Raw genomic sequence first — 25,134 nt, 5'->3', positions numbered from 1 at the left:
ATGCCGGATCCGGCCTTAACCCATCAGTCACAAAGCGTTCGTGATCACGCAACACCGCTCAGTCACAGTGATGCCATGACTGAAGTGAATTCCGCGAAGCGCACCCGCCGTCACCACCACTGGCGGCGGGATCTCGTCGAGCTCGCCGCCCTGTTCACCGCCGTCGCCGTCGCCGACGCCGTGGCGAACATGATCGCCCACGGCCCTGACGGCCCGTTCCTGCTCGTCGCCTCCGCCGTCGCCCTGATCGCCACGGCCGCGTTCCACACATGGTGGGCACGCCGCCACGGGCACGCACCCCCCGCCGTCGATCCCGGCGGGACGAGCGATACCCACGGCGGCGCCGGGGCCACAGCCGGCGCCGCCGCCGCTCCCCACCAGCGCCAGGAGCCCGGCGGGGTGGCGGAGACGTCTCTGTGGCGGATGCGTACGACCGTACGCGACGAGCCCGGCGCTCTCGCCGCGCTGTGCACGGCGCTGGCCGGGCACCGGGTGGACATCCTCACCCTCCAGACGCACCCGCTGGCGGACGGGACGGTCGACGAGTTCCTGCTGCGGGCGCCCGCGGCGCTCCAGGCGCGTCAGCTCACCCACGCGGTGGCCGCGGCGGGCGGCTCCAGCACGTGGATCGAGCGGGCCGACGCCCATGACCTGGTGGACACGCCCACCCGGCTGCTCGGCCTCGCCACCCGGACCGCGCTGGACGCGGCGGAACTTCCGCTCGCGCTGCGCCAGTTGCTCGGCCGCTGCACCATCCACTCGCTGCCCGCCGTCACACTCAGCGGCCGGCCGGCCGGTGAGCCCGCGCCCGTCGAGGGCGTGCTGGAGGGGACGGTGATGCGGCTGCGCGATCCGAACGGCGGCACCATCACGGTCGAGCGGCCCTATCTCCCGTTCACCCCGACCGAGTTCGCCCGCGCCCGCGCCCTGGTCGAGCTCGACGCCCGGCTCGGCCCGCGCATCCCGCGCAGCCAGGATGTGCTGACCCTGCCCGAGGGCAACGAGATCACCGTGCGCCGCGCCGGCCCGAGCGACCTCGCGGCCGCCCGGGCGATGCACGACCGCTGCTCCACTCGCACCCTGGGCCTGCGGTATCACGGTCCGGTGGGTGACGCCGACCGCTATCTGAACCATCTGCTCAGCCCCCGGTTCGGCCGCACGCTCGCGGTGCAGACGGCCTCCGGCAGGCTCGTCGCCCTCGGCCACCTCCTGTGGGACGGCGACGAGACCGAGGTCGCGCTGCTCGTCGAGGACGACTGGCAGCGCCGCGGCATCGGCTCCGAGCTGCTGGGCCGGCTGGTCGCGATGGCCGTCGAGGCGGGCTGCGACAGCGTGTACGCCGTGACGCAGGCCTCCAACACCGGGATGGTGGCGGCCATGCGCGGACTCGGCCTCCCCCTCGACTACCAGATAGAGGAGGGCACCCTGGTGATCACCGCCCGGCTGGCCGCTACGCCCGTACGCCCACGGCTTCCGTACGATCCGGCCCACGACCTGACCCATGATCTGACCCACGACCTGACTCGTGATCTGGCCCGCCATCGGCCGCAGGCCCTTCCCCAGCCTCCGGCGTCCCGTCCGGCGCGGGAGCCGAAGCCGCAGCGAGAGCCGGAGCCGGCGCGGGAGCGGCGCGCCGAGGGCTGAGGGCCTCGCACAGATCCGCCCAGAGGTCCTCGACGTCCTCCAGCCCGACCGACATCCGCAGCAGCCGGTCACTGACGCCCGCTGCCCGCCGGTCGCCCTCGGCCACGATCCGGTGGCTGATGGAGGCCGGGTGCTGGATCAGTGTGTCGACGCTGCCGAGGCTCACCGCGGGCGTGATCAGCCGGACGCCGGCGATCACGTCGCGCGGATCGCCGTACACCTCGAAGGCGATCATGGCGCCGCCCACCCGCGGATAGTGCACCCGGGCGACGTGCGGGTCAGCGGCGAGCCTGCGGACCAGCTCGGCGGCGGACGCCGATGCCGCCCGTATCCGTACGGGCAGCGTCGACAGGCCCCGCAGCAGCAGATAGCCGGCCATCGGATGGAGCACGCCGCCGGTCGCGAAGCGCACCTGCCGCAGCGCCCCGGCGAGCTCCTCGTCGCAGGCCACGACCCCGCCGAGGACATCGCCGTGGCCGCCGAGGTACTTGGTCGCGCTGTGCAGGACGATCCGCGCGCCGTGCTCCACTGGCCGCTGGAGCACGGGCGTGGCGAAGGTGTTGTCGACCAGCAGCGGCACGGAGCCGCAGGAGTGCGCGAGGGCCTTGATGTCGATCTCGGCGAGCGTCGGGTTGGCGGGGGTCTCCACGATCACCAGCCCGGTGTCCGGCCGGATCGCGTCCGCGACACCCGCCGGGTCGGTCCACGTCACCTCGGTGCCGAGCAGCCCGGCGGTCAGCAGATGGTCACTGCAGCCGTAGAGCGGACGGACCGCGACCACATGGCGCAGCCCCTTCGCCGCCCGGGCCAGCAGTACCGCGCTCAGCGCTGCCATGCCACTGGCGAAGGCCACCGCGTCGTCGGTCCCCTCCAGCCGGGCCAGCGCCGTCTCGAAGCGGGACGTCGTCGGATTGTCGAGCCGGGCGTAGACCGGCGGGCCGTCCGGCCGGGCTCCGGTCTCGGCGAACGCGTCGATCCGCGCGGCCTCCGCCGCCACGTCGTGGGACGGGTAGGTGGTGGACAGATCGATCGGTGCGGCGTGCAGGCCGAGCTGCGCGAGATCGTCGCGTCCGGCGTGCACGGCTTCGGTGGCGAGGGCCCTGGTGGGGTTCATGGGCCGCACTCTGAACAATTACCGGCGAGTAAGGCGATCACTCCGTGTTACGTTCGGGCCATGGGTGAAAGTGTCGTACTGGACCCGGTGGATCTGCGCATTCTGCGCGTCCTGCAGAACGACGCCCGGACCACCTACCGGGAGATCGCCGCGGAAGTCGGCGTCGCCCCGTCGACCTGCCTCGACCGGGTGGCCCGGCTGCGCCGCAGCGGAGTCATCCTCGGCCACCAGCTTCGACTGGATCCGGCCAAACTCGGCCGCGGCCTTGAAGCGCTCCTCCTCGTTCAGGTACGCCCCCACCGGCGTGAGCTCATCGGCCCGTTCGTCGAGCGGATCCGGGCGCTGCCCGAGTCACGTGCGCTGTTCCATCTGACCGGACCCGACGACTACCTGGTCCATGTGGCCGTGGCTGACCCGGCGGATCTCCAGCGGCTGGTACTCGACGAGTTCACCTCGCGGCGCGAAGTCGCCCGTGTGGAGACCCGGTTGATCTTCCAGCAATGGGAGTGCGGGCCGCTGCTGCCACCCCTTCCCGAGGCCTCCCGGCCCGCTCAGGCACAGGATCCTTTGTCAGCCGACTGAGACCGGGCGAAGGTGACGGCGGTCCCTCGCGGGCACCAGGATGAGCACATGCCAGAGACACCGAGCAGCCTGCTGCCACGCCAGGTCGCCGACGCCTACGTCGACGCCCTCATCGACCTCGACCCGATCACCGGTACCTACCTCGGCGTCCCGGAGAGCGCGGGCCGCCTTCCCGACTTCTCCCCGGCCGGCCTGGAGGCCGTGGCCGCACTCGCGCGCGAGACGCTCGGGCGCCTCGACCTGGCGGAGCGGCTGCCCGGAGCCGGTTCCGACGCCGAGCGGCGCTGCGGCCGGCTGCTGCGTGAGCGGCTCACTGCCGAACTGGCCGTACACGACGCCGAGGAGGGGCTGCGCACCGTCAGCAACCTCCGCTCCCCCGCCCATGCCGTCCGCAACGTGTTCACCGTGATGCCGACGGAGTCGAAGGCCGACTGGGCCGCGGTCGCCGAGCGGCTGCGTGCGGTCCCCCAGGCGCTGGCGGGCTATCGGTCCTCGCTCGCGCTCGGCCTCGAGCGGAAGCTGCCCGCCGGTCCGCGGGCCACCGCGTCCTTCGTCGGGCAGCTCGACGAGTGGTCGGGAGCGACGGCCGCGGACGGGCGCGGGTGGTTCCAGGAGTTCGTCACCGCGGGCCCTGACGACCTGCGCGCCGAACTGGACAGCGCCGCCCGGGTGGCGACCGATGCCCTGGTCGTCCTGCGTGACTGGATGCGCGAGGTGTACGCCCCCGCGGTGGAGAGCGCGCCGGACACGATCGGTCGCGAGCGGTACGCCCGCTGGTCGCGTTACTTCAACGGCACCGACCTCGATCTCGACGAGGCGTACGCGTTCGGCTGGGCCGAATACCACCGGCTGCTCGGTGAGATGAAGACCGAGGCGGACAAGATCCTCCCCGGCTCCGACCCGTGGGAGGCCCTCGCCCACCTCGATGAGCACGGAGCCCACATCGAGGGCGTCGAAGAGGTCCAGGTCTGGCTGCAGGGCCTGATGGACGAGGCGATCGAGGCGCTCGACGGCACCCACTTCGAACTCGCCGAGCGGGTACGGAAGGTGAAATCCCGGATCGCCCCGGCCGGGAGCGCGGCCGCCCCGTACTACACCGGCCCGTCCGAGGACTTCTCACGGCCCGGCCAGACCTGGCTGCCGACCATGGGCGAGACCCGCTTCCCGGTCTATGACCTGGTGTCCACCTGGTACCACGAAGGGGTCCCCGGCCACCATCTGCAGATCGCGCAGTGGGTGCACGTCGCCGACCAGCTCTCCCGCTACCAGGCGACGGTCGGCGGAGTCAGCGCCAACGTCGAGGGCTGGGCGCTGTACGCGGAGCGGCTGATGGACGAACTGGGCTTCCTGACCGACGCGGAGCGCCGGCTCGGCTATCTGGACGCCCAGATGATGCGGTCCTGCCGGGTGATCGTGGACATCGGCATGCACCTGGAGCTCGAGATCCCGGCCGACTCGCCCTTCCACCCGGGTGAGCGGTGGACGCCGGACCTGGCGGAGGAGTTCTTCGGCCGGCACAGCGGCCGGCCCGCGGACTTCGTCGAGAGCGAGCTGACCCGCTATCTGTCCATGCCGGCGCAGGCCATCGGCTACAAGCTGGGCGAGCGCGCGTGGCTGCTGGGGCGGGAGAACGCGCGGGCGGCGCATGGCGAGGCGTTCGACGCGAAGGCGTGGCACATGGCGGCGCTGTCGCAGGGGCCGCTGGGGCTGGACGACCTGGTGGACGAGCTGTCGAAGCTGTGACGCCGGGCCGTACGGTGCCATGACCGGCCGGGGCGGGCCGGGGCGCCGGCTCGACCGGGCCGGGGCCGACCGGGGCGAGTGTGGCGGCGCCGGGCCGGGTCGGCCGGTGGGCTCGGCTCGGCAGGGCCTCGGGCGGGCGGACGGGCAGGGCGCCTGCGGCGGGCTTCCCCCACCCCGCCCCTTCCCGAAACTGGGGCTCAGCCCCAGACCCCGCGCCTCGGACGCCGACGATGCTGGGGAGTGGGGACCTGCCCCGAACGGCTGGGTGTGTCCGGGTTCAGGCCCGGCGGAAGCCGCCCTCCGAGTCGATGACTTGGCCCGTCACCCACTGCGCCTCGTCCGTCGCCGGCCAGGCGATGAGGCGGGCCGGGTCGTCGGGCATGCCCCAGCGGCCCGCCGGGAAGCGTGCGGCGATGGCGTCGTACGCGGCGCCGGAGAGGTAGTCCGTGTCCACGGGGCCGGGGTTGACCGTGTTGACGGTCACGCCGAGGTCCCCGAGCGCGGTGGCCGGCGTCCGGGTCGCGGAGGCGAGCGCACCCTTCGCGAGGGCGTACGCGACCTCGTGCGGCATGCCGTCGGCGATGTCCTGACCCGATGTCATCATCATGATCCGGCCGCCGGGCGCCGCGCCGGGCAGGCCGGCTCGCAGCCGGGCGTACGCCTGCACGAGCAGGATCACGGACCGCGTGTCGATCGCCCAGTGCGCGTCGAGCATGGCCGGGTCGATCGCGTCGAGGGTGCCGTCGAAGCCGCTGAGCGCGTGGTTGGCGACGAGGATGTCGACCCGCCCGCCCAGCGCTTCGGCAGCCTGCGCCATCAACTCGGCGGGCGCCTGGGGATCGGAGAGATCGCCCGGCCCGTGGAACACCCGCGCCCCCGGATCGGCCAGCGCCTCCCGTACGCCGTCGGCGACCGCGTCCGGGCCGCCGGGGTCCGCGCCCCACGGCCGGGTCGCGTCGTGCGGCACATGGTGGTGGAGGTAGACGCTCGCACCGTGGGCGGCGAGCCGGCGGGCGATCGCGTAACCGATGCCTCCTCGCCGGCTCGCTCCGGTGACGAGGGCGGTACGGCCGCGCAGGGGCAGGGGATCCCTCCGGAGTTTCGCGAGGGTCGGATGGGGGAACCTGGGCATGGTCGGCCAGTCCGTCAGCAGCCGCAGTCGTCCGCGTCGACCGGCGCGGTGAGCGGGTCGGCGGCGCGGCGCTCCTCGCCCTCCCAGGTCTCGTACGCGAAGCCCTCACGCACCCAGTACTCGAAACCGCCGAGCATCTCCTTGACCTGGTAGCCCAGTTCGGCGAGGGCGAGCGCCGCGCGGGTGGCGCCGTTGCAGCCGGGGCCCCAGCAGTAGGTGACGACCGGCACCGACTTGTCGAGCAGCTGCTGCGCCTGCTCGGGGATGAGCGCGGTGGGCAGGTGCACCGCGCCGGGGACGTGGCCCTGGTCCCAGGACGCGGTGGAGCGGGAGTCGATGACGACGAATCCCGGGTCGCCGGCGGCGAGGGCCGTGGCGACATCGGAGACGTCGGCGTGGAAGGCCAGGCTCGCGGAGAAGTAGGCGGCGGCAGCGGCGGGCGAGGCGGGGGGAACGCGCAGGACCGGGTTCGCGGCGGTCGTGGCGGCACTGGCGTCGGCGGCCGTGCCGCTCAGCTGAGTCGTTGTCATGGCCAATAATCTACGATCGGTGATCGTTTCGCTGAAGTGAGATTCCCCGGGAGACCTCTTGAACCGCCGGGGAATCCCCTGTTATCTCTCGGGGATGACCGGATATTCACCGGACGCCACGGATTGGCGCATCCTCGATGCCCTGCAGAGCCAGGGCCGGGCCAGCTTCGCCGAGCTGGCCAGAAGCGTTTCGATGTCACCGAGCGCGGTGACCGAGCGGGTCCGCAGGCTGGAGGAGGCCGGGGTGATCTCCGGCTACACCGCGGTGGTGGACCAGGAGCGCCTCGGGCTGCCGATCCTCGCCTTCGTACGGCTGCGCTATCCGAACGGCAACTACAAGCCGTTCCACGACCTGCTCGCGGCGACGTCCGAGATCCTGGAAGCGCACCATGTGACCGGCGACGACTGCTTCGTCCTGAAGGTCGCCGCCCGGTCCATGAGCCATCTCGAGGAGATCTCCGGCAAGGTCGGCGCCCTCGGCTCGGTGACGACGAGCGTCGTCTACTCCTCCCCGCTGCCGCGCCGCTCGATCAGTCGCTGAATCCGGCCGGCGCCCGGAGCCCTACCGCCGAACCGTGCCGCTCCTTGACCACCTCCAGCTGGGCGGGGATCCGGCGGCGCAGATCGGCGACATGGCTGACGATGCCGACGCTGCGGTCGCGCTCGCGGAGCGAGTCGAGGACGTCGAGCACCTCGTCGAGGGTCTGGTCGTCCAGGCTGCCGAAGCCCTCGTCGATGAAGAGGGTGTCGAGGCGTACGCCGCCGGCCTCGTCGGTCACGACGTCGGCGAGGCCGAGGGCGAGGGCGAGCGAGGCGAAGAACGTCTCTCCGCCGGAGAGCGTCGCCGTGTCGCGTTCGCGGCCGGTCCAGGCGTCGACGACGTGCAGGCCGAGGCCGGCGCGCTTGCCGCCGGAGCGGGCGTCGGAATGGACGAGGGTGTAGCGGCCGGAGGACATGCGCTGGAGGCGCACGGTGGCGGCCGCCGCGACCTGTTCGAGGCGGGCCGCGAGCACGTACGACTCCAGGCGCATCCGGCGCTCGTTGTCGGCGGACGTGCCCGCGGTGAGCCCGGCGAGCCGCGCGATCCGGTCGTACTCCTCGCGGAGCGGGCCGAGGCGGCGTACCTCGGCAACGGCCTGCTGGGAGAGACGGGCGAGCTCGGCGCAGCGGTCGCGGGCGACCGCGAGCGCGGACGCGGCGTCGCGCAGGGCCCGTTCGGCGGCGTCGTACGTCTCCTGGGCGGCGTACGGATCGGCGGGCGGCTGCCCGGCCGCCGCCACGGTCTCCGGCTCCGCGAGCCGGTCGGCGACCGCGGCGGCCTCGGCCTGCCAGGCGTCGAGCCGGTGCTGGAGCTCGCGCTGTTCGGCCGCGCCGAGCATGGCGGCCGCCGCGGCGGCGGGTGTGTCGTACCCGGCCCGGAACGCGGCGTCGGCGAGCCGGTCGTCGGCCTCCTTGAGCCGCCGGGCCGTGTCCTCCGCGGTGCGTACGGCGTCGGCGGCGTCGGCGAGGAGGGCGATACGCCGCTCCAGGAGCGCGGCCCGCTCGGCGACGCTCCCGGCGTCGCCGATCACGTGCGCCACCTCCGCGTCCAGCGCGGCCTGTTCGCGGTCGAGCGCCTCGCGCCGCGAGGTCCGCGCGGCCCCGCGCCGTTCGGCGTCCTGCCGCGCGGCGAGCCTCTCCTCGTACTCCCGCTCGGCCCGCTCCAACGCCGCCCGCGCCGCATGCGTGCCCGCGGCCAGCGCGTGCGCCTCCGCGTACTCGCGCTCCAGCCGCGCGACGACCGCCTCCAACTCCCGTACGTCGGGGTCGGGGCCGCCGGACACCTCGGGGGTCCCCTCGTGCTCCCGGCGCGGGCCGGGCACCGCGACCTCGCGCAGGGCCGAGTCCGTGGCGGGCACCGTGCTGTCGCCCGACGCCCCGGCGTCGTCCCCGATCGCCGGCTGCGCGCCGGCGCCCTGCCGGCCCTGGCCGGTCGGCCTCACCAAGGCACCGTCGCCACGGGCGCCGGGCGCCCCGGGACCGGCCGACGGGCCTGCGTCCCCAGCCGTCGCGGTCACGGCGGGGGCGGCAGCCTCCGGCCCGGCCGAACCCACGCCACGCGCCGGCTCATCACCCACACCGGCCGACGACTCAGGCACCACACCGCCACGCGCGCCGGAAGCGGCAGCCTGCGGCGTACCACCGGCACCGGTCGACGACACCGCCCTGCCCAGCGACTCCGGCACCACACCCTCACGCTCACGCTCACGCTCACGCTCACCGGAGGCGACACCGCCGTCACCCGCCAACGGGCGCGGTACCGGAGCGCCATGCCCAATCTCGGCCGCCGCGGGGTCGGTGGAGGGTTCACGGGCCGCCCTGCGGGCCGCGGCGAAGGACTCGTGGATGACGGCCAGTTCGCGTTCCGCGTCGGCGCGGGCCGTGTCGGCGTCGGTGTAGGTCTCGTACGCCGCGTCCTCGCGGTCGCGGTCGACGTGGGCGCCGTCGGCCATGGCGGGGCGGGGGTGGTCGGCGGCGCCGCAGACCGCGCAGGGTTCGCCGGGGACGAGGCCGGAGGCCAGTTCGGCGGCGATGCCCCGGAGGCGGCGTTCCTTGAGGTCGAGCCAGGTTTCGCGGGCGGCGCCCGCGCGGTCGCGGGCGGTCCGGAGGTCGTCGGCGACGGCGGTGGCGCGGGCCGCGAGGCGGTCGCGTTCGCGGGCGGCGGTGACGCGGCGGCGGGCCGGATCGAGACGGCCCGCGAGGTGTTCGGCGCGGGTGGCGGCGTTCCGGGCGGCCTCGACGCGGTCCTGGAGGCCTCGGCGTACGGACTCCCAGTCGGACAGCCAGCTCTCGGCGTCCTGGCGGAGTTCCTCGTCGGCGCGGGACTGGCGCTCCAGGTCCGCGCGCTCGCGGGCGATCTCCGCGCGGCGCCGCTCGGCACGGCGGGCGGCGTCGAGGCCGCCGAGGTCCCGGCGCAGGTCCCCCTCCAGCGCGGAGAGCTGCTCGGCGCCCGCCTCCACGAGCGTCGCGGGCAGCATCGCCCGCGTGCGCTCCCAGGACGTGCTCGCCGAGCGGTGCGCCCGCTCCGCGTCCTCGCGCAACCGGAGTGCCGGGCCCACCAGTTCGGCCTTGCGGGCCTGCTCCAGGCGGGCCCGGTCGCGCTCGTGCTCGGGGCGGCGGGCCGCGAGCTCCTCGGAGCGCCGCAACGCCTGCGCGTGCCGCTGCTGCAGCCCGGCACGTTCCCGCTCGGTGTCCAGCCCGGTGCGGGCGGCCGCCTGCCGGTCCTCGGCCGCCGAGAGCGCGCACCCGGCGACGTCGAGCGACTCCCACGCACCCGCGCGGGCCACCGCCGCCCACCCGAGGACGGAGCCCGCGAGGCCGGGCTCGCCGGGGCGTCCCTCGGGGGCGGGCCAGCCGTCCGCGACGGTCCCGGCCGCCTGGGCCATCCGGTGCGCGACGGCCAGCAGCCGCTCGTCGCCGTCGCGTACCTGCTGCTCCGCGGCGCGGCGCAGCTCGGCGAGCCGTTCCTCCACCGCCGCGAAGCGCCGCGTGTCGAAGAGCCGGCCGAGCAGCTTGCCGCGCGCCTCGGCATCGGCGCGCAGGAACCGCGCGAAGTCCCCCTGCGGCAGCAGCACGACCTGGCAGAACTGCTCCCGGCTCATCCCGACGAGCTGGCTGATCTCCTCGCCGATCTCCTGGTGGGAGCGGCTCAGCGCCTTCCACTCGCCGCGCCCGGCGTCGTACTCGCGCAGCCAGCTCTGCGCCTTCTCGGTCGTGAAGCCGGTGCCCTTCTTCTTCGGCCGTGGCTGCGCGGGGCGCCGGGTGATCTCCAGCCGCCGCCCGCCGACGGTCAGTTCGAGGCACACCTCGGTGTACGTCCCGGCGGGGGCGTGATCGCTGCGCAGTGACGTGCCGGGGCTCTGCCGGGCGCCCGGCACCGCGCCGTACAGCGCGTAGCAGACGGCGTCGAGTACGGAGGTCTTGCCCGCGCCGGTCGGTCCGTGCAGGAGGAAGAGTCCGGCGGCGGAGAGCGCGTCGAAGTCGACGTCCTGCTGTCCGCCGAAGGGCCCGAAGGCGGTGACGGTGAGCCGGTGCAGCCTCATCCGGTCACCTCTGCCGTGTCTCCCGTGCCGAGGATCGGTTCTGTCATGTCTCCCGTGCCGGGGCCCGGTTCTCCTCCGGGAACCGCGCCCGCCGGGGCACGCCGCTCACTCGCCATCCCGCACCGCCGCCTCCACCCGTACGTCGTCGAAGGCGCCGCGCAGCACCGCCCGCTCGCTCTCGTCGGGGCCCGCCCCGCCCCGTACATGGGCCACGAAGTCCTCCGCGATCTGGTGGTCGTCGCGGTCGCGCAGCCGTTCGGCGTAGGAGCCGAGCGGGTCGTCGTCGGTCCGTTCGGGGGCGAAGACCAGGCTCAGGGTGTGCGGGAAGCGCTCCGCGAGCCGCGCCATGGGTTCGGCGGGCCGTACGGGGTCGGTGAGTGTCGCCTCGACCCAGGACTGTTCGTGACGCTCCAGCGCGGGGTCCTCCAGCAGCTCTTCGAGCCGGCCGTGGATGCGGGCGAGCGGGCGCGGGACGGGGCAGTCGAGCCGGTCGGCCGCGATCTCGCCGGCCGGTCCGAGCTCGATGAGCCACAGGGTCTTGCGGTGGTCCGTCTCGGAGAAGGAGTAGGCGAGCGGCGAGCCGGAGTAGCGCACCCGCTCGGTGATGGTCTGGCAGCCGTGAAGGTGCCCGAGGGCGGCGTAGTCGACGCCGTCGAAGATCCCGGCGGGGACGGCGGCGACCCCGCCGACCGTGATGTCCCGCTCGCTGTCGCTGGGCTCACCGCCGGTGACGAACGCGTGGGCGAGGACGACGGAGCGGGTGCCGGGGGCGCGCTCGGCCAGGTCGGCCCGTACGCGCTCCATGGCGGCGCCGAGCACGGCCTCGTGGCTGGCTCTCGCCGCCCCGAACTCGCCGCGCACCAGGGCGGGTTCCAGATACGGCAGTCCGTAGAACGCGACGTCGCCGTGGGGGTCGGTGAGCACGACGGGGGTGGCGCAGCCCGCCGGGTCGGTCCGGAGATGGATCCCGGCACGCTCGATCAGTCCGGCGCCCACGCCGAGGCGGCGGGCCGAGTCGTGGTTCCCGGAGATCATCACCGTCGGCACCCCGGCGTCGGCGAGCCGGTGCAGCGCGTCGTCGAAGAGCTCGACGGCGGCGAGCGGCGGCACGGCCCGGTCGTACACGTCTCCCGCGACGAGCACCGCGTCCACGTCGTGCTCGCGGACGGTCGCGATCAGATGGTCGAGGAACGCGGCCTGGGCTTCGAGCAGGCTCGCCCGGTGGAAGGACCGCCCCAGGTGCCAGTCCGACGTGTGCAGGAGTCTCATGAGGCGGCCTCGACCCATGACAGGGGCCCGGCCCATGACAAGGCCCCGGGCCCTGAAACTGCTCGGGCCCGCACGGTTCCGACCTGCATGTGTTCCTCTTCTCCGCCCCCGCAAGCAACACCCACCACGTTAACGCCGGGCGGCAGCTGATCCGGCACGGACCTCACACCTGGGGCCTGTCCTTCGGATCTTGCCGGCCTGCTCCGAACGGCACCCCCTAGCCGTACGCCTCTCCCCCGAGCTCGAGCTCCGCCGTCCCCGCCGTCGTATCGGCGAGCCATGCCCGGAACGCCTCGACGTCCGCGTCCGGCAGCCCGATCCCGATCGTGACGGCCTCGCCGTACCGCACCTCCCGCACGTCCCGCCCGGTCGCGCGCAGATCGTTCTCCAGCTTGCCCGCCCGCTGGTGGTCGACGGTGACGGTGGCCAGCCGGAAGCGCTGCCGGGTGACGGTCCCCAGCGCGTCGAGGGCCTCGCCGACGGCACCGCCGTAGGCGCGGATGAGTCCGCCCGCGCCGAGCTTGACCCCGCCGTAGTAGCGGGTGACGACGGCCACCACGTAGCGGACCTCGCGGCGCGTCAGCATCTGGAGCATCGGCACTCCCGCCGTGCCGCCGGGCTCGCCGTCGTCGCTCGCCTTCTGTACGGCCGCGTCGGCGCCGATGACGTACGCGAAGCAGTTGTGGCTGGCGGTGGGGTGCTCCTTGCGGATGCGTGCGACGAAGTCCTGCGCCTCCTGCTCGGTCGCGGCGGGGGCGAGCGCGCAGATGAAGCGCGATCGGTTGATCTCGGTCTCGTGCACGCCCTCGCGGGCGATCGTCCGGTACTGCTCCTGCATTCCGCCACCCTATGCGCAACCGGGAATGGCCCGCGGCCGACGATCGTTCCCCAGGCGGACATCCAGGCAGGCCATGGGAGGCACAGCGTGCACAGCGAGTCGGAGACCGTCCGCAAGATCCTCAACGAGCTCGGCGACACATGGGCGATCGTCGGGCTCTCCTCGAACGAGCGGCGCGCCGCCTATGGGGTGGCGGAGGTCCTGCAGCGCTACGGCAAGCGGATCGTGCCCGTGCACCCGAAGGCCGAGACCGTGCACGGGGAACAGGGCTATCCGTCCCTCGACGCCATCCCGTTCGACGTCGATGTCGTCGACGTCTTCGTGAACAGCGAGCTGGCCGGCGCGGTCGCCGAGGAGGCCGTGACCGCGGGCGCCAAGGCCGTGTGGTTCCAGCTCGGCGTCGTCGACGAGGCCGCGTACGAGCGCACCCGCGCCGCGGGCCTGGAGATGGTCATGGACCGCTGCCCCGCCATCGAGATCCCGCGGCTCGGCTGACGGCACCCTCCGCTCTCGCCGACGAGGCCGTGGGTTGTCAGCCGATGCCGGTGCCGAGACCGTCCAGCACCACGGCGCCGGGCAGACCGGCGAAGGCCTTGCCGGGGACGATCAGCTTGCCGCGGCGGCGTCCGCTGCCGATCAGCACCCACTCCGTGTCGACCACGACGGCGTCGACGAGCAGCGGCCAGTCGGCCGGCAGTCCGATGGGCGTGATGCCGCCGTACTCCATGCCGGTCTCACCCGTCGCGGTGTCCATGGCCGCGAAGGAGGCCTTGCGGGCGCCGAGTTGCGTGCGTACGACACCGTTCACGTCGACGCGGGAGTGGGACAGGACGACGCAGGCGGCGAGGGTGGACTCGCCGCCGCGCTTGCCCGCCACCACGACGCAGTTGGCGGAGGTGTCGAGGAGGTCGGCGCCATAGTGCTCGACGAAGACGGCGGTGTCGGCGACCGCCGGGTCGGTGTCGACGTAGAGCAAGTGCTCCACGGCGACACCGTCACCGTTCCAGGCGCGCACCGCGGCGGCGACGGGTTCGGTGAGCTCGTCGAGGCAGTCGATGGCGGGCCGGGCGTCGTCGAAGTTTCCGATGGGTGCGCGCATGCGTCTCACGCTAACAGCCGTCGTACGGACCCCGATCGGGCGTCTCAGCGCGCGGGCGGGACGGAGACGGCCATGGTCATCTCCACCGTTTCGGCGCCGTCGTTGCGATAGGTGTGCGGGACATTGGCCTCGAACGTGGCCGAGGTGCCGGCCGGTACGGCGTGCGGCTTGCCGTCGACCACCAGCGTGAGCTCGCCCGCGGAGACATGGAGGAGCTCGACCGTGTCGTCGGGGTGCGGGTCGGAGACGCTCTCCTCGCCGGGCAGCAGCGTCCAGGCCCACAGTTCGAGGGGGCCGCGGGCGTCGGTGCCGACCAGCAGGGTGGTGGAGCTGCCGGCCGGCGTGGACCACATGCGTACGGCCTGATCCGGCGGTACGAGGCGGACCTGCGGGCCCTGCTCGTAGTCGAGGAGCGTCGCGATGCTGACGCCGAGCGCGTCGGCGAGCTTCACCGTCGTACCCACGCTCGGGTTGGTACGGGCCTGCTCGATCTGGATGATCATGCCGCGGCTGACCCCGGAACGAGCCGCCAGGGCGTCGAGCGTGAAACCCCGCTCGCCGCGCCAGCGCTTGAGGTTCCGGGCGAGCGACTGCGTGAGCTGGTCGAGGTCCGACACATTCCGTCCAATATTTTGGATGCTAAAGTTCAATAGGCTGCACTACGGTGGGGTGTACCCGACCGTCCACCGAACTGTACTGCGAGGATCCCCATGACTGCGCTGTTCGCCCTGGCCACGGCCCTGCTCTACGGGCTGGCCGACTTCGGCGGCGGACTGCTCACCCGGCGCATACCCGCGCTGACCGTGGTCGTGGCCTCGCAGGTGATCGCGGTGGTCGTGCTCGGTGCGATCGTGATCGCGACCGGCGGCTGGAGCGAGGCCGGACCACAGCTCTGGTATGCGGTCGCGGCGGGCGCGGTCGGCCCGGTCGCGATGCTCTGCTTCTACCGGGCCCTCGCCCTCGGCCCGATGGGCGTCGTCTCCCCGCTCGGCTCACTGGGTGTCGCCGTGCCCATCGCCGTCGGGCTGCTCCTCGGCGAGCGCCCCGGCCTGCTGCAGTACGCGGGCATCGCGGTGGCCGTGGTGGGAATCCTCCTCGCGGGCGGTCCCGAACTGCGCGGCGCGCCCGTGCAGCGTCAGGCGATCCTGATGACGCTCGTCGCCGCCTTCGGTTTCGGCGCGGTGCTGGCTCTGATCGCCGAGGCGTCGACCACGCTCACCGGCCTGTTCCTGGCGCTGTTCGTGCAGCGCGTCACCAACGTCGCGGTCGGCGGTGCGGCCCTGTACGCCTCCGTGAAGCGCGGAGCGCGTGCCCTGCCCCAGGACGGCGGCGGGCTGCGCGTCCTGTGGGCCTCGCTCCCGGCTCTCGCCTTCGTCGGCCTGGCCGACGTCGCCGCCAACGGCACCTACTCCATCGCCGCGCAGCTGGGCCCCGTCACCATCGCGGCCGTACTCGCGAACCTGTACCCCGTGGTGACCGTCCTCGCCGCGCTCCTCGTGCTCAGGGAGCGGCTGCGCATCGTCCAGGCGGCCGGGGCCGGGCTCGCGCTGGTCGGCACGGTGCTGCTGGCGACGGGCTGATCAGCTCCGGGCCGATCAACTACGAGTCGATCAGCCGCGGTCGAGGTCGAGCTCCGCGAGAGCCGCCAGCTGTTCGGGGGTGACGCCGTCCGGAATCGGCTTCGGCGCGGGCGTCCGCAGCGGCGGCTGCCAGCCGGTCTGCGGGTCCCAGCGGCGTACGACCTTGGCGGGCGCCCCCGCCACCACCGCGTGGTCGGGCACCTCGCCACGTACGACAGCGCCCGCCGCGACCACCACATTGCGGCCGAGCCGCGCGCCGGGAAGGATCACGGCGCCGGTGCCGAGCCAGCAGCCGGGGCCGATCTCGACCGGCTCGGCGCGGGGCCACTGCCTGCCCACCGGCTCGTGCGGGTCGTCGTAACTGTGGTTGGTCGAGGTGATGTAGACGTACGGACCGCAGAACGTGTCCGAGCCGATGGTCACCTTCGTGTCGGCGATGACATGACTGCCGCGCCCGAGCACCACGCCGTTGCCGAGGATCAGCACCGGGTCGGGCCCGAGGTCCAGGTCCGGCATCATGCCCGCGGTCAGCGTCACCTGCTCGCCGATGATGCAGTGCTCGCCCAGCTCGATCCACGCCTCACCGAACACGGTCCCCTGCGGGAACGCGAGCCGGGTCCCGGCCCCCAGCGTCCGGAACCGCAGCGGCCCGGGGGCCTCCGCGGTGACCGCGCCCGCTTCCTGCACCCAGCGCCAGCCGCGGTGCACCGCGCGCGAGAGGACGCGGCGCCGCCAGGCGGTCAGAGACGAGAACGTGTTTCTGTTGTTGGGCACGCGCACACGGTAGTGGGCCACGCCGTGGCAGGTCAGCGCAGTGAGCTGTGATGTTCGCCCCACGCCCGAACCCCACGCCGTCACCCCGCTCCTTCGCGTCACGCCGACGCCCCTCGCCGGGAATTGCGGTCGGCGGCGTACACGGCAGTCTGGGGGTGAGGGTCTTCGCCGCCGCGTCCGAAGGGGAGAGGGTGACCGAAGCCACCGAACCACTGCGTGATCTCGTACGGCGCCACCGCGAACCGGCCGTCGTCCAGACGGTGCGCTCCACCGCGGCCGCCGTCGTCTCGTACGTCGTCGCCCTTCAGCTGAGCAGCGAGCCCCTGCCGCTGACGGCGCCGCTCACCGCGCTGCTGGTCGTGCAGGTCACGCTCTACTCGACGCTCACCAACGGGATCCGCCGGGTGAACTCGGTCGTCGCGGGCGTATTGATCGCCGTCGGCTTCAGCGCCCTGGTGGGGCTGAGCTGGTGGAGCCTCGGTCTGGTGATCCTGGCCTCGTTGGTGATCGGCCGGTTCGTCAAGGTCGGCGAGTACGTGCCCGAGGTGGCGATCAGCGCGATGCTCGTGCTGGGCGTGACGCAGGTGACCGGGGCGGCGTGGGACCGGGTGCTGGAGACGCTGATCGGAGCCGTGGTGGGGCTCCTGTTCAACGTGGTGCTGGTGCCGCCCGTATGGGTGGACTCGGCGAGTGCGGCGATCACCGACCTGGCCGCGAGGATGCGGAAGCTGCTCGCGCACATCGCCGAGGAGCTGGGCGAGCACACTCCCGTGGAGCGGGCGGCGGCCAGGCTCCACGAAGCCCGTCGGCTCGACCACGACATCGTCCAGGTCGACGCGGCCCTGCGGCAGGCGGAGGACAGTCTGCGACTCAACCCCCGGGTCAAGGAGGGGCTGCTCTCCCGGCTGGTCCTGCGGACGGGGCTGGACGCCCTGGAGATCAGCGCGGTGGTGCTGCGGGTCTCCTGCCGTACGCTGACCGACCTCGCGAAGGCGCGCACGGACGGGCCGATGTTCACGCCGCCAGTGGCTGCGGCGCTCCAGGAGCTGTTCGGGCATCTCTCGGGGGCGATCGGCAGCTTCGCCGTACTGATCACGACGCAGGCCAGCGCCAACGCCGAGGAGGCGGAGTCGCGTCTCGCCGAACAGCTGGCCGCCGGCCGGGAGTGCCGCGACCGGGTCGCCCGGCTGCTGCTCGACGGCGTACACGACGACCCTGCCCAGTGGCAGCTCCACGGGGCGCTGCTGGCGGAGGCGGACCGGATCCTGGACGAGCTCGACGTCGAGAAGCGGAGCGAACGGCTGGTGGAGGAACTCGACCGGCACGCGCGGGCACGGGGGCGCGGCTCGGAGTGGCTGTCCCACCTGAAGCGACGGGTCCGGGGCAGTTTCCGGCGCGGGGGCGCGGGGGCGGCCTGACGGCCGGACCGGGGAGTAACCCGGTCATCGGCGGAGGACTCCGCGGCTACGTCCCGACCCGCCCGGGACGCGCAACCTGACCCGGACGCGCCGAGAGGGCCGCACCATCCCGACCCGCCAGGGACGCGCCGAGACGGCCGCACCGTGCTGGGCACGGAGCGCGGCCGTCTCGGGTGGTGCGGCTGGCCGGGCGGCTCAGCGGCCGGACTTCTTGATCCGTTCGGCGGCGTTGCTCGCGGCCTCCTGGGCCTTTCCGGCCATCTGCTCGCCGCGGCCCTCCGCCTGCATGGACTTGTCGTCCATCATCCTGCCGGCGGTTTCCTTCATCTTGCCCTTGGCCTGCTTCGCCTTCGCCTTGGCCTTCGCCATGTCGCTCGTCCTTTCACTGCGGGGGGTGGACTGGCGTATCCACATTGCGCCGATCACTCAGCGTCCGCAAACGGTGACAAAAGGACGTGCGCCCTTCGGAGGACGCAAGCCGGAACCCGGGCCCTGACTCAGCCGTCGAGCGCGGCCCGGTGGTCCTTGACCAGCCCCAGGTACATGGCGGCGTTCAGCTTGATGCCCTCGCGCTCCTCCTCCGTCAGTTCGCGCTTGACCTTGGCGGGGACGCCCGCGACCAGCGAGCCCGGCGGCACCCGCATGCCCTGCGGGACGAGCGCCTGCGCGGCGATGAGCGAACCGGCGCCGATGTGGGCGCCGTTGAGGACGGTGGCCCCCATGCCGACGAGGACGTCGTCCTCGACGGTGCAGCCGTGCAGCACCGCGTTGTGGCCGACCGAGACGCGCTCACCGACGGTCACCGGGAAGCCGGGGTCGACGTGGACGGTGCAGTTGTCCTGGATGTTGCTGTCGGCGCCGAGGACGATCGGGCCGCAGTCGGCGCGCAGCACGGCGTGGTACCAGACGCTCGCGCCGGCCTCCATGGTGACGTCGCCGACCACGACGGACGTCGGGGCGGTGAAGGCATCCGGAGCTATTCGCGGCTCCTTGCCGCCCACGCCCGAGATCAGTGCCCGCTCACGCTCTGCCATCGCCTTCTCCTCATCATCACTTCTGTGCAGCGCCCACCTGCACCGTAGGTGACGCCTCGGCCGTCCCGCCCGCGGGGTCGGCGGTCGCGGCCGCGCCGGCCGCGAGCTCGGCACGCTCCGCCGCCTTCTTGGCGCGGTTCTTGAGGACGAGCATCGAGGTGAGCCCGATCAGCACGGCGAGGACCAGGCCCAGCCAGGAGAAGCGCTTGAGCCATGCCTCGGCGACCACACCGACCGAGTAGATGACGGCGGTCGTGCCGCCCGCCCAGAGGATTCCGCCGAAGACGTTGGCGATGAGGAACTTCCAGTACGGCATGCGCAGGACCCCGGCGAGCGGACCGGCGAAGATCCGCAGCAGGGCCACGAAACGGCCGAAGAAGACGGCCCACATGCCCCACTTCTCGAAGGACCGCTCGGCCATCGCGATGTTGGCCTCGCTGAAGTGCTTCGGGAATTTCCCGCCGCACCAGGCCAGCAGGGGGCGGCCGCCCTTGCGGCCGATGGCGTAGCCGATGGAGTCACCGATGATCGCGCCGGCGGTGGCACAGGTGCCGAGCACCCAGGGGTCGATGTCCCCATGTTGCGAAGCGAGGAGGGCCGAACTGACGAGGACGATCTCGCCCGGCAGAGGAATGCCGAGGCTCTCGAGTCCGATGACCACCCCCACCAGGATGTAAATGCTGACCGCGGGGACGGTCTCGAGCCACTCCTGGACGTGCAACGCGGTTCCTCCCGTTGTCGTCGGGCCTGGCTGCCCGGCGGGCGCCCCCTGTGGCGCACGCCGGGCAGCCTACCTGGTGACGTGGGACGACCCGCGTGGCCGCAGCGCCGCCGAGCCGGCCGACGGCCCCCATGTCCGCCCGGATCAGCCGTTGGGACGCAGGGTCCAGACGACGGTCATCTCACCGGTCACGGCACCGTCCTCGCGCGTGATCGCGATGTGGACCGGGAACTCGGGGCGCTCCCCCGCGTCGAGCTGTGCGACGACCTCCGTCGCGGGGCGGCCGAGCGTGGCGGTCGCCGTGACGACGCCCATCGCGAGCTTCTTGTAGCCGATCTCGGCCTTGACGGCGAGCGGCACGGCGCGCGACAGCTGGTCGCCGAAGGCGGCGAGCACGATCGCGCCGCTGGCGGACTCGGCGAGCGTGAACATCGCTCCGGCGTGGGGTCCGCCGACGTGGTTGTGGTAATCGGGCTGGTCCGGCATACGGACCACCGCACGCTCGGCGGTGGTCTCCAGGAACTCCAGGTTGAGGGTCCTGGCCATCGGAACCGTGGCGGCGAGCATCTCGCCGACGGACATCTGATCTGCGCTCATGGAGCGGGATGTTACCCACGGGTAGACTTCTTGGCCATCCCTCCACAGGGGCGGACGTGCCAGCGGCCACCGGGCACCTCTATGGTTACTCGCCATGTGGCCAGGACAGCAGCCGCCCGGTGGCGAGCAGAACCCGCAGGACCAGAACCCGTACACGCAGCCGGGGTACCAGCAGCCGAATCCCTACACACAGCCGACGCAACCGATGCAGCCGGCCCAGCCGGGATACCAGCCGCAGCCAGGACAGCAGCAGCCCGGCTACCCGCAGCACCAGCAGTACCAGCAGCCGACCGTGCCGCAGTACAGCGTTCCCGGCCCGCCGCAGCCCACCGGGCCCGGTCCGGACGAGGACAGGAAGAAGACCACCGTCATCGCGATCGTCGCGGCCACCGCGGTGGTGGCCGCCTCCGTGATCACCGGTGTCGTGGTGCTGAAGGACGACGGCGAGGAGGACCCGGCCAAGGCCAACGGCAAGAAGCCCGCCGCGTCCGCGAGTCCGACCGAAGCGCCGCCCTCCCCCGTCGAGAATCCGCGCGACGGATCCAACGGCGCCAAGCCGACCATCCCGGGCTGGAAGGTCGTCACCAACCCCCAGCGCGGAACGCAGTTCGACGTCCCGGCGACCTGGGAGGTCGAGGGGCCCGGCGTGAGCAGCGGGTTCGCGGACGCCGCCAAGGGCGACGGCTCTCCCCTGGTCACCATGAGCGCGCCCGCGTTCTACAAGAGCAAGTGGTGCTCCGTCGACTCCGACAAGGACGGCCGGATGGAGGACTCCGGCCTGGGCGGCACCGGCACCAAGGGCGGCCAGGGTGCCAAGGACACCGCGGACGCGGCGTACCAGGAGGCGGGCACCTGGGTGTGGGCTGCCTACTCCCAGGACAAGAAGGACCTGGTCAAGATCACCAAGGCGAAGCCGTACACCACGAAGTCCGGTCTGAGCGGGCACGTCGCGACGGCCACCGCGGTCGGTGTGACGAAGAAGTCCACGTGCGACACAGACGGCAAGTCGATCGCCTTCTCCTTCAAGAACACCAAGGGTGACTTCGCCACCTGGGTCCTCTACGCCAACAAGGGCGTCAAGGAAGAGATCCCGGAGGCGACCATCCAGCAGATCCTGTCCACCGTACGGCTGGCGGACGTGCCCGCGGCCTGACGGGTCCGAAAACCGGTCCGGCCCTAAAACCGGTCCGGTCCGAAAACCGGTCCGGTCCGAAAACCGGTCCGGTCCGAAAATCGGTTTGGCACGACGGGCGGGCCGCGGCGATAGTTCGCAGGTGAACGATCCCGCCGCCGCGCCCGCCGATCCGTCCCGCCGCCGGACGCGCCGCCCCGAATGGGCCAGCCGCAACTACTCGCTGCTGACCGCCGCCGCGATCGTCACCAACCTGGGAACCCATGGTGCGCTGATCGCGGCGGCGTTCGCGGTGCTGGAGGCCGGCGGCGACGGCGGCGACGTGGGGCTCGTCGCGGCGGCGCGTTTCCTGCCGCTGGTGCTGTTCCTCCTCATCGGCGGGGCGATCGCGGACCGGCTGCCACGGCACCGGGTGATGGTCGCCGCCAATGCCCTCAACTTCGCCTCCCAGGCGGCCTTCGCCGCGCTGGTGCTCGTGGGAGAGCCGCGGCTGTGGCAGATGATGCTGCTGACCGCGCTCTGCGGCACCGGTCAGGCGTTCTTCAACCCGGCCGCCGAGGGCATGCTGATGTCCAGCGTCAGCGGCGAACAGGCGAGCCGGGCGTTCGCGGTGTTCCGGATGGCGATGCACGGGGCCGGTATCGGCGGCGCCGCGCTCGGCGGCGCGCTGATCGCCGCGGTGGGGCCCGGCTGGGTTCTCGCCATCGACGCGGCCGCGTTCGCGGTGGCGGGCGCGTTGCGCGCGTTCCTCGACGTCAGCCACATACCGGAGCGGGCGGTCGGGGGCGGGCTGCTCGCCGATCTGCGCGAGGGCTGGAAGGAGTTCATCGGCCATCCCTGGCTGTGGTCGATCGTCGCGCAGTTCTCGGTCGTCGTCGCGGTCATCGGGGCGGCGGACTCGGTGTACGGACCGCTGGTCGCCGAGGAGTCGCTGGGCGGCGCGCGGCCGTGGGGGTTCGCCCTGGCTGCGTTCGGTGTGGGCACGCTCGGTGGAGCGATGCTGATGATGCGGTGGAAGCCGCGGCGGATGCTGCTCGTGGGCACCCTGTGCGTGTTCCCGCTGGCGCTGCCTTCCGCGGCACTCGCCGTGCCGCTGGAGATCGGTCCGCTGGCCGTGGTGATGTTCCTCAGCGGTGTCGCGATCGAGGTGTTCGGTGTCGCCTGGATGACCACGCTGCACCAGGAGATACCGGAGGAGAAGCTGTCCCGGGTCTCGGCGTACGACTGGTTCGGCTCCACAGCCATGCTGCCGCTGTCCACGGCGCTCGCGGGGCCCGCGGAGGGCCTGTTCGGGCGGCAGGGGGCGCTGTGGGGCGGCGCGGCACTGATCGTGCTGGTGACGGCACTGGTGCTGCTGGTGCCGGACGTACGGAATCTGACGCGGCGTACGAGGGAGGTCGCGGCGGGCACGGGAGGCGCGGGGGTCGCGGGCGGTTCGTCGGGCACGGGCGGTTCGTCGGGCGCGGGCGGTTCGTCGGGCGCGGGCGGTTCGTCGGGCGCGGGCGGTTCGTCGGGCGCGGGCGGTTCGTCGGGCGCGGGCAGCTCGACGGGCCCAGGAGGCACGGACGGTGTGGCGGGCGGGCCCGTCGCCGCGAGCTCAGCCGATGCTGAAGGCCCCGTCGGGCGGCTCGGGTGATGCGACGGCGTCCTCGTCCCGCACCGGCCGCGCGTCCCCGATGAGACGCCGCAGGGCCTTGCCGTGCTCGACCCGCGCCGGGAAGGCGTCGGAGGCGGTGCGGCGGGCGAGCGCCGCCGTGTCGATCTCCTCGTGCGAGGCGAGCAGCACGGCGTTGCCGAAGCGGCGGCCGCGCAGCACGGCGGGTTCGGCGATCAGCGCCAACTCCTCGAACTCCGCGGCGAACGTGGCCAGCTGGGAGCGGAGGAAGGCGAAGGGCGCGCCGTCGGCGAGGTTCGCCGCGTAGATCCCGCCGGGACGCAGGACACGCCGCGCGGCGCGGGCGTACTCCCGTGAGGTGAGGTGCGCCGGCACCCGCGAGCCGCCGAACACGTCGGCGATCACCATGTCCGCCGAGTCCTCCGGTGCCTGCTCCAGCCAGCGGCGGGCGTCCGCGCCGTGCACCGCGATCCCCGCGCCGGGCGGTACGGGAAGCCGCTCGGCGACCAGCTCCAGCAGCCCGAGGTCCGCCTCGACGACGTCCTGCCGTGAACCCGGCCTGGTCGCGGCGACATAGCGCGGCAGGGTCAGGGCGCCACCACCGAGATGCAGCACGTCGAGCGGCTCGCCCTCGTCGGCCGCGCAGTCGACGGCGTGGGCGAGCCGGCGCGCGTACTCGAACTCGAGGTGCGTGGGCTCGTCCAGATCGACGTACGACTGGGGCGCGCCGTCCACGGTGAGCAGCCAGGCGTGTGCGCGGTCGATGTCGGGGAGGAGCTTGGCGGTGCCGTGGTCGACGCGGCGGGTGACGGGGATGGGGTCGTTCACGCGACCATTGTGCGGGGGCGGGCGGCGAGGGTGGGGGCCGGGAGGCCTCCCGCGCATCCGAGGCGCCCCGGCAGGCTGGTGGCACTAGGGCCTGTCCGGTGGATCAGGCGAGCCCAGCCTGATCCACCGGACAGGCCCTAGCTCCGCGGGACGTCCTTGACGAATACGATGCCGTCGATGCCTGCCAGGTGCGCCGGGTCGAGCGGGGCGTAGCCGAACCAGGGGGACACGCGGGGCGCGGGCCGCGGGTTGCCGAGGGCGGTGGCCAGTCCTGGGACGTCGATGACGCAGCGGTCCTCCGGCAGCGCGTACAGGAGTCCTTCGAGGGTGTCCGGCGGCGGCGTGTTCACTCCCTGGTGCCGGATCGTGCCGAGGGCCGTGGCCACGAAGGCGTACTCCGCTCCGAGCCGAGCACTCACCAGCGCACCGGCGCTCCACCACTCCACCGGCCCCTCCCACATCCGCATCGTGCTCTTCGCCCGCTGCAGATGGGAGTTGTTGGCATGCACGAGTGCCGGGCCCCTGGCGGCGACGGCGAGGAGGTTGTGGGCCATCATCCGGTCCCGGGCGCCCACCAGCCGGGTCATGCGGGCCGGTGAGGTGTCGGCCATCCAGTGGTGGTAGCGCAGCAGGCCGGTCGCGGTGCGCCCGTACAGGCATGCCCGGTCCCAGTCGTCCCACGAGGTCGCCGTGATCAGGTGCGGCGTCTGCTCGTCGAGCAGCGCCACCAGGTCGTCGGCGAGCAACCGCAGCCGGCCGGCCTCGGCCGACCGCCCCACGGACCGGGCCGGGTCCGTCATCGCGGCGGGATCGGTCCACCGGTCGTCGGTGCCGAGCAGGCGGTCGAGTGTCCGCGCGGTGCAGGGGAGCGGGTCCGCGTCCACCCGGGCCGCGAGGTAGCCGTGGAGTGCGGTGAGGGCCTGCCGGGGGCTCGCGGCGTCGGTGATCTCCAGCGGGCCGTCGAAACCGGCGAAGCGGAGCCGCTCGGACGCGGGCCGGCCTTCGTTGTCGGCGCGGACGTTGTGGGCGCGCATCCAGCGCACGAGCTCGCGGTTGGCCGCGGAGGTGCCCCAGCCGTGGCTGAATCCGTGCTCCATGGCCTCGTCGAGGGTGCCCGTCCCCGAGGTGACGTAATCGTCCACGACCAGGCCCCTCATGCAGTCGCTCTCGATCGCGATCGTCCGGTAGCCCTCCTGTTCGACGAGCTGCCGGAAGAGCTCGTTGCGCAGGTCGAGCAGAGCGTCCTCGCCGTGGGTGGGCTCGCCCAGGGCGAGCAGCCGGGGCCGGACCGGGAGCAGCCTCATGACGGCGGCAGCGTCGACGGCATGGGCGGTGTCCTTGATGTCAGTCGCCATGCCTTCAACGGTATCGTTGAACCTTCGGTTGAAACTTTTTCGTGATA

Annotated in this window: 23 protein-coding genes and 1 pseudogene; 9 read left to right on the top strand and 15 right to left on the bottom strand. The window is 73.0% G+C overall.

What is annotated here, in order from left to right:
• Positions 1-75 precede the first annotated feature (75 nt).
• Positions 76-1,462, top strand: a pseudogene (locus ABT342_RS25335) (GNAT family N-acetyltransferase); the annotation flags it as partial.
• Here the strand turns inward: ABT342_RS25335 and ABT342_RS25330 are convergent.
• The gene (locus tag ABT342_RS25330; protein ID WP_351578135.1) at positions 1,451-2,758 is read right to left on the bottom strand and encodes a trans-sulfuration enzyme family protein; all 1,308 of its coding nucleotides are present in this window, start codon (positions 2,756-2,758) and stop codon (positions 1,451-1,453) included. The pseudogene ABT342_RS25335 and the gene ABT342_RS25330 overlap by 12 nt on opposite strands.
• Before the next feature lie 60 nt (positions 2,759-2,818).
• Between ABT342_RS25330 and ABT342_RS25325 the strand changes: the two genes are divergently transcribed.
• Entirely contained in the window at positions 2,819-3,340 is a 522-nt protein-coding gene (locus ABT342_RS25325; protein WP_351578132.1) for an Lrp/AsnC family transcriptional regulator, read from the top strand.
• A gap of 48 nt (positions 3,341-3,388) precedes the next feature.
• A complete protein-coding gene (locus ABT342_RS25320; RefSeq protein WP_351578129.1) occupies positions 3,389-5,083 on the top strand; it encodes a DUF885 domain-containing protein in 1,695 nt (564 codons plus the stop codon).
• Positions 5,084-5,360: 277 nt separating this feature from the next.
• Here the strand turns inward: ABT342_RS25320 and ABT342_RS25315 are convergent, their stop codons facing one another.
• Both ABT342_RS25315 and ABT342_RS25310 read right to left on the bottom strand, forming a co-directional pair.
• Complete coding sequence (locus ABT342_RS25315; RefSeq protein WP_351578126.1) at positions 5,361-6,215, bottom strand: SDR family oxidoreductase; 855 nt, start codon at positions 6,213-6,215, stop codon at positions 5,361-5,363.
• Positions 6,216-6,229: 14 nt separating this feature from the next.
• Positions 6,230-6,745, bottom strand: coding sequence for a rhodanese-like domain-containing protein (locus ABT342_RS25310; RefSeq protein WP_351578123.1), 516 nt, complete (start codon positions 6,743-6,745; stop codon positions 6,230-6,232).
• A gap of 94 nt (positions 6,746-6,839) precedes the next feature.
• Here ABT342_RS25310 and ABT342_RS25305 point away from each other — a divergent pair, with 94 nt between their 5' ends.
• Positions 6,840-7,286, top strand: coding sequence for an Lrp/AsnC family transcriptional regulator (locus ABT342_RS25305; RefSeq protein WP_351578120.1), 447 nt, complete (start codon positions 6,840-6,842; stop codon positions 7,284-7,286).
• On the opposite strand, the gene ABT342_RS25300 is transcribed toward ABT342_RS25305, so the two are convergent.
• The 3 genes from ABT342_RS25300 to ABT342_RS25290 all read right to left on the bottom strand — a co-directional run bounded on the left by ABT342_RS25300 (position 7,276) and on the right by ABT342_RS25290 (position 12,934).
• Positions 7,276-10,827: an AAA family ATPase gene (locus ABT342_RS25300; RefSeq protein WP_351578117.1), complete on the bottom strand. Its 3,552-nt coding sequence runs from the start codon at positions 10,825-10,827 to the stop codon at positions 7,276-7,278. The two genes, ABT342_RS25305 and ABT342_RS25300, sit on opposite strands and share 11 nt — an antisense overlap.
• 105 nt (positions 10,828-10,932) lie before the next feature.
• Positions 10,933-12,096: an exonuclease SbcCD subunit D gene (locus ABT342_RS25295; protein WP_351578114.1), complete on the bottom strand. Its 1,164-nt coding sequence runs from the start codon at positions 12,094-12,096 to the stop codon at positions 10,933-10,935.
• Positions 12,097-12,313: 217 nt separating this feature from the next.
• The gene (locus ABT342_RS25290) at positions 12,314-12,934 is read right to left on the bottom strand and encodes a YigZ family protein (RefSeq protein ID WP_351578111.1); all 621 of its coding nucleotides are present in this window, start codon (positions 12,932-12,934) and stop codon (positions 12,314-12,316) included.
• 87 nt (positions 12,935-13,021) lie between these two features.
• Here ABT342_RS25290 and ABT342_RS25285 point away from each other — a divergent pair, with 87 nt between their 5' ends.
• Positions 13,022-13,429 carry a CoA-binding protein gene (locus tag ABT342_RS25285; RefSeq protein WP_351578108.1) on the top strand — a complete coding sequence of 136 codons (408 nt, stop codon included), beginning with the start codon at positions 13,022-13,024 and terminating at the stop codon, positions 13,427-13,429.
• A gap of 37 nt (positions 13,430-13,466) precedes the next feature.
• Here ABT342_RS25285 and ABT342_RS25280 read toward each other — a convergent pair whose 3' ends face one another.
• Together ABT342_RS25280 and ABT342_RS25275 are read right to left on the bottom strand one after the other, a co-directional pair.
• Positions 13,467-14,033 (bottom strand): YbaK/EbsC family protein, encoded by a 567-nt coding sequence (locus ABT342_RS25280; RefSeq protein ID WP_351578106.1) that lies wholly within the window; start codon positions 14,031-14,033, stop codon positions 13,467-13,469.
• A 44-nt stretch (positions 14,034-14,077) separates the two neighbouring features.
• Positions 14,078-14,650 carry a helix-turn-helix domain-containing protein gene (locus ABT342_RS25275; protein WP_351578103.1) on the bottom strand — a complete coding sequence of 191 codons (573 nt, stop codon included), beginning with the start codon at positions 14,648-14,650 and terminating at the stop codon, positions 14,078-14,080.
• Between the two features lie 93 nt (positions 14,651-14,743).
• Here ABT342_RS25275 and ABT342_RS25270 point away from each other — a divergent pair, with 93 nt between their 5' ends.
• Positions 14,744-15,613, top strand: coding sequence for an EamA family transporter (locus tag ABT342_RS25270; RefSeq protein WP_351578100.1), 870 nt, complete (start codon positions 14,744-14,746; stop codon positions 15,611-15,613).
• Positions 15,614-15,643: 30 nt separating this feature from the next.
• Here ABT342_RS25270 and ABT342_RS25265 read toward each other — a convergent pair whose 3' ends face one another.
• Entirely contained in the window at positions 15,644-16,387 is a 744-nt protein-coding gene (locus ABT342_RS25265) for an acyltransferase (protein ID WP_351578097.1), read from the bottom strand.
• A 191-nt stretch (positions 16,388-16,578) separates the two neighbouring features.
• On the opposite strand from ABT342_RS25265, the gene ABT342_RS25260 reads away from it, so the two are divergent.
• On the top strand, positions 16,579-17,805 hold the full coding sequence (locus ABT342_RS25260) for an FUSC family protein (protein ID WP_351578094.1): 1,227 nt from the start codon (positions 16,579-16,581) through the stop codon (positions 17,803-17,805).
• 195 nt (positions 17,806-18,000) lie between these two features.
• Here the strand turns inward: ABT342_RS25260 and ABT342_RS25255 are convergent, their stop codons facing one another.
• From ABT342_RS25255 to ABT342_RS25240, 4 genes are all read right to left on the bottom strand, one after another.
• Positions 18,001-18,174, bottom strand: a complete 174-nt coding sequence (locus tag ABT342_RS25255; protein WP_351578091.1) for a CsbD family protein — start codon at positions 18,172-18,174, stop codon at positions 18,001-18,003.
• A gap of 128 nt (positions 18,175-18,302) precedes the next feature.
• Complete coding sequence (locus ABT342_RS25250) at positions 18,303-18,839, bottom strand: gamma carbonic anhydrase family protein (protein WP_351578088.1); 537 nt, start codon at positions 18,837-18,839, stop codon at positions 18,303-18,305.
• Between the two features lie 16 nt (positions 18,840-18,855).
• Positions 18,856-19,560: a DedA family protein gene (locus ABT342_RS25245; RefSeq protein WP_351578085.1), complete on the bottom strand. Its 705-nt coding sequence runs from the start codon at positions 19,558-19,560 to the stop codon at positions 18,856-18,858.
• A gap of 144 nt (positions 19,561-19,704) precedes the next feature.
• A complete protein-coding gene (locus ABT342_RS25240) occupies positions 19,705-20,142 on the bottom strand; it encodes a DUF4442 domain-containing protein (protein ID WP_351578177.1) in 438 nt (145 codons plus the stop codon).
• 109 nt (positions 20,143-20,251) lie between these two features.
• On the opposite strand from ABT342_RS25240, the gene ABT342_RS25235 reads away from it, so the two are divergent.
• Together ABT342_RS25235 and ABT342_RS25230 are read left to right on the top strand one after the other, a co-directional pair.
• Positions 20,252-21,310, top strand: coding sequence for a DUF8017 domain-containing protein (locus tag ABT342_RS25235; protein ID WP_351578082.1), 1,059 nt, complete (start codon positions 20,252-20,254; stop codon positions 21,308-21,310).
• A gap of 121 nt (positions 21,311-21,431) precedes the next feature.
• On the top strand, positions 21,432-22,925 hold the full coding sequence (locus tag ABT342_RS25230) for an MFS transporter (protein ID WP_502965610.1): 1,494 nt from the start codon (positions 21,432-21,434) through the stop codon (positions 22,923-22,925).
• Here ABT342_RS25230 and ABT342_RS25225 read toward each other — a convergent pair.
• Positions 22,887-23,732: a spermidine synthase gene (locus ABT342_RS25225; protein ID WP_351578079.1), complete on the bottom strand. Its 846-nt coding sequence runs from the start codon at positions 23,730-23,732 to the stop codon at positions 22,887-22,889. The genes ABT342_RS25230 and ABT342_RS25225 overlap by 39 nt on opposite strands.
• 137 nt (positions 23,733-23,869) lie before the next feature.
• Positions 23,870-25,087, bottom strand: a complete 1,218-nt coding sequence (locus tag ABT342_RS25220; RefSeq protein ID WP_351578076.1) for an erythromycin esterase family protein — start codon at positions 25,085-25,087, stop codon at positions 23,870-23,872.
• Between the last annotated feature and the right edge of the window lie 47 nt (positions 25,088-25,134).

The organism is Streptomyces sp. NPDC000410 (genome assembly GCF_040300305.1).
Taxonomy (GTDB): domain Bacteria; phylum Actinomycetota; class Actinomycetes; order Streptomycetales; family Streptomycetaceae; genus Streptomyces.
The sequence above is the reverse complement of the archived record's forward strand: the minus strand, read 5'-3'. Positions and strand labels throughout refer to the sequence as shown.

Excerpts from the sequence above, each read along its gene's own strand:
- ABT342_RS25280 (WP_351578106.1), bottom strand. The coding sequence starts at position 14,033 with ATGCGCGCACCCATCGGAAACTTCGACGACGCCCGGCCCGCCATCGAC.
- ABT342_RS25315 (WP_351578126.1), bottom strand. The coding sequence starts at position 6,215 with ATGCCCAGGTTCCCCCATCCGACCCTCGCGAAACTCCGGAGGGATCCC.
- ABT342_RS25320 (WP_351578129.1), top strand. The coding sequence starts at position 3,389 with ATGCCAGAGACACCGAGCAGCCTGCTGCCACGCCAGGTCGCCGACGCC.
- ABT342_RS25305 (WP_351578120.1), top strand. The coding sequence starts at position 6,840 with ATGACCGGATATTCACCGGACGCCACGGATTGGCGCATCCTCGATGCC.
- ABT342_RS25220 (WP_351578076.1), bottom strand. The coding sequence starts at position 25,087 with ATGGCGACTGACATCAAGGACACCGCCCATGCCGTCGACGCTGCCGCC.
- ABT342_RS25310 (WP_351578123.1), bottom strand. The coding sequence starts at position 6,745 with ATGACAACGACTCAGCTGAGCGGCACGGCCGCCGACGCCAGTGCCGCC.
- ABT342_RS25325 (WP_351578132.1), top strand. The coding sequence starts at position 2,819 with ATGGGTGAAAGTGTCGTACTGGACCCGGTGGATCTGCGCATTCTGCGC.
- ABT342_RS25240 (WP_351578177.1), bottom strand. The coding sequence starts at position 20,142 with ATGTCCGTCGGCGAGATGCTCGCCGCCACGGTTCCGATGGCCAGGACC.
- ABT342_RS25290 (WP_351578111.1), bottom strand. The coding sequence starts at position 12,934 with ATGCAGGAGCAGTACCGGACGATCGCCCGCGAGGGCGTGCACGAGACC.
- ABT342_RS25330 (WP_351578135.1), bottom strand. The coding sequence starts at position 2,758 with ATGAACCCCACCAGGGCCCTCGCCACCGAAGCCGTGCACGCCGGACGC.
- ABT342_RS25255 (WP_351578091.1), bottom strand. The coding sequence starts at position 18,174 with ATGGCGAAGGCCAAGGCGAAGGCGAAGCAGGCCAAGGGCAAGATGAAG.
- ABT342_RS25300 (WP_351578117.1), bottom strand. The coding sequence starts at position 10,827 with ATGAGGCTGCACCGGCTCACCGTCACCGCCTTCGGGCCCTTCGGCGGA.
- ABT342_RS25250 (WP_351578088.1), bottom strand. The coding sequence starts at position 18,839 with ATGGCAGAGCGTGAGCGGGCACTGATCTCGGGCGTGGGCGGCAAGGAG.
- ABT342_RS25270 (WP_351578100.1), top strand. The coding sequence starts at position 14,744 with ATGACTGCGCTGTTCGCCCTGGCCACGGCCCTGCTCTACGGGCTGGCC.
- ABT342_RS25235 (WP_351578082.1), top strand. The coding sequence starts at position 20,252 with ATGTGGCCAGGACAGCAGCCGCCCGGTGGCGAGCAGAACCCGCAGGAC.
- ABT342_RS25295 (WP_351578114.1), bottom strand. The coding sequence starts at position 12,096 with ATGAGACTCCTGCACACGTCGGACTGGCACCTGGGGCGGTCCTTCCAC.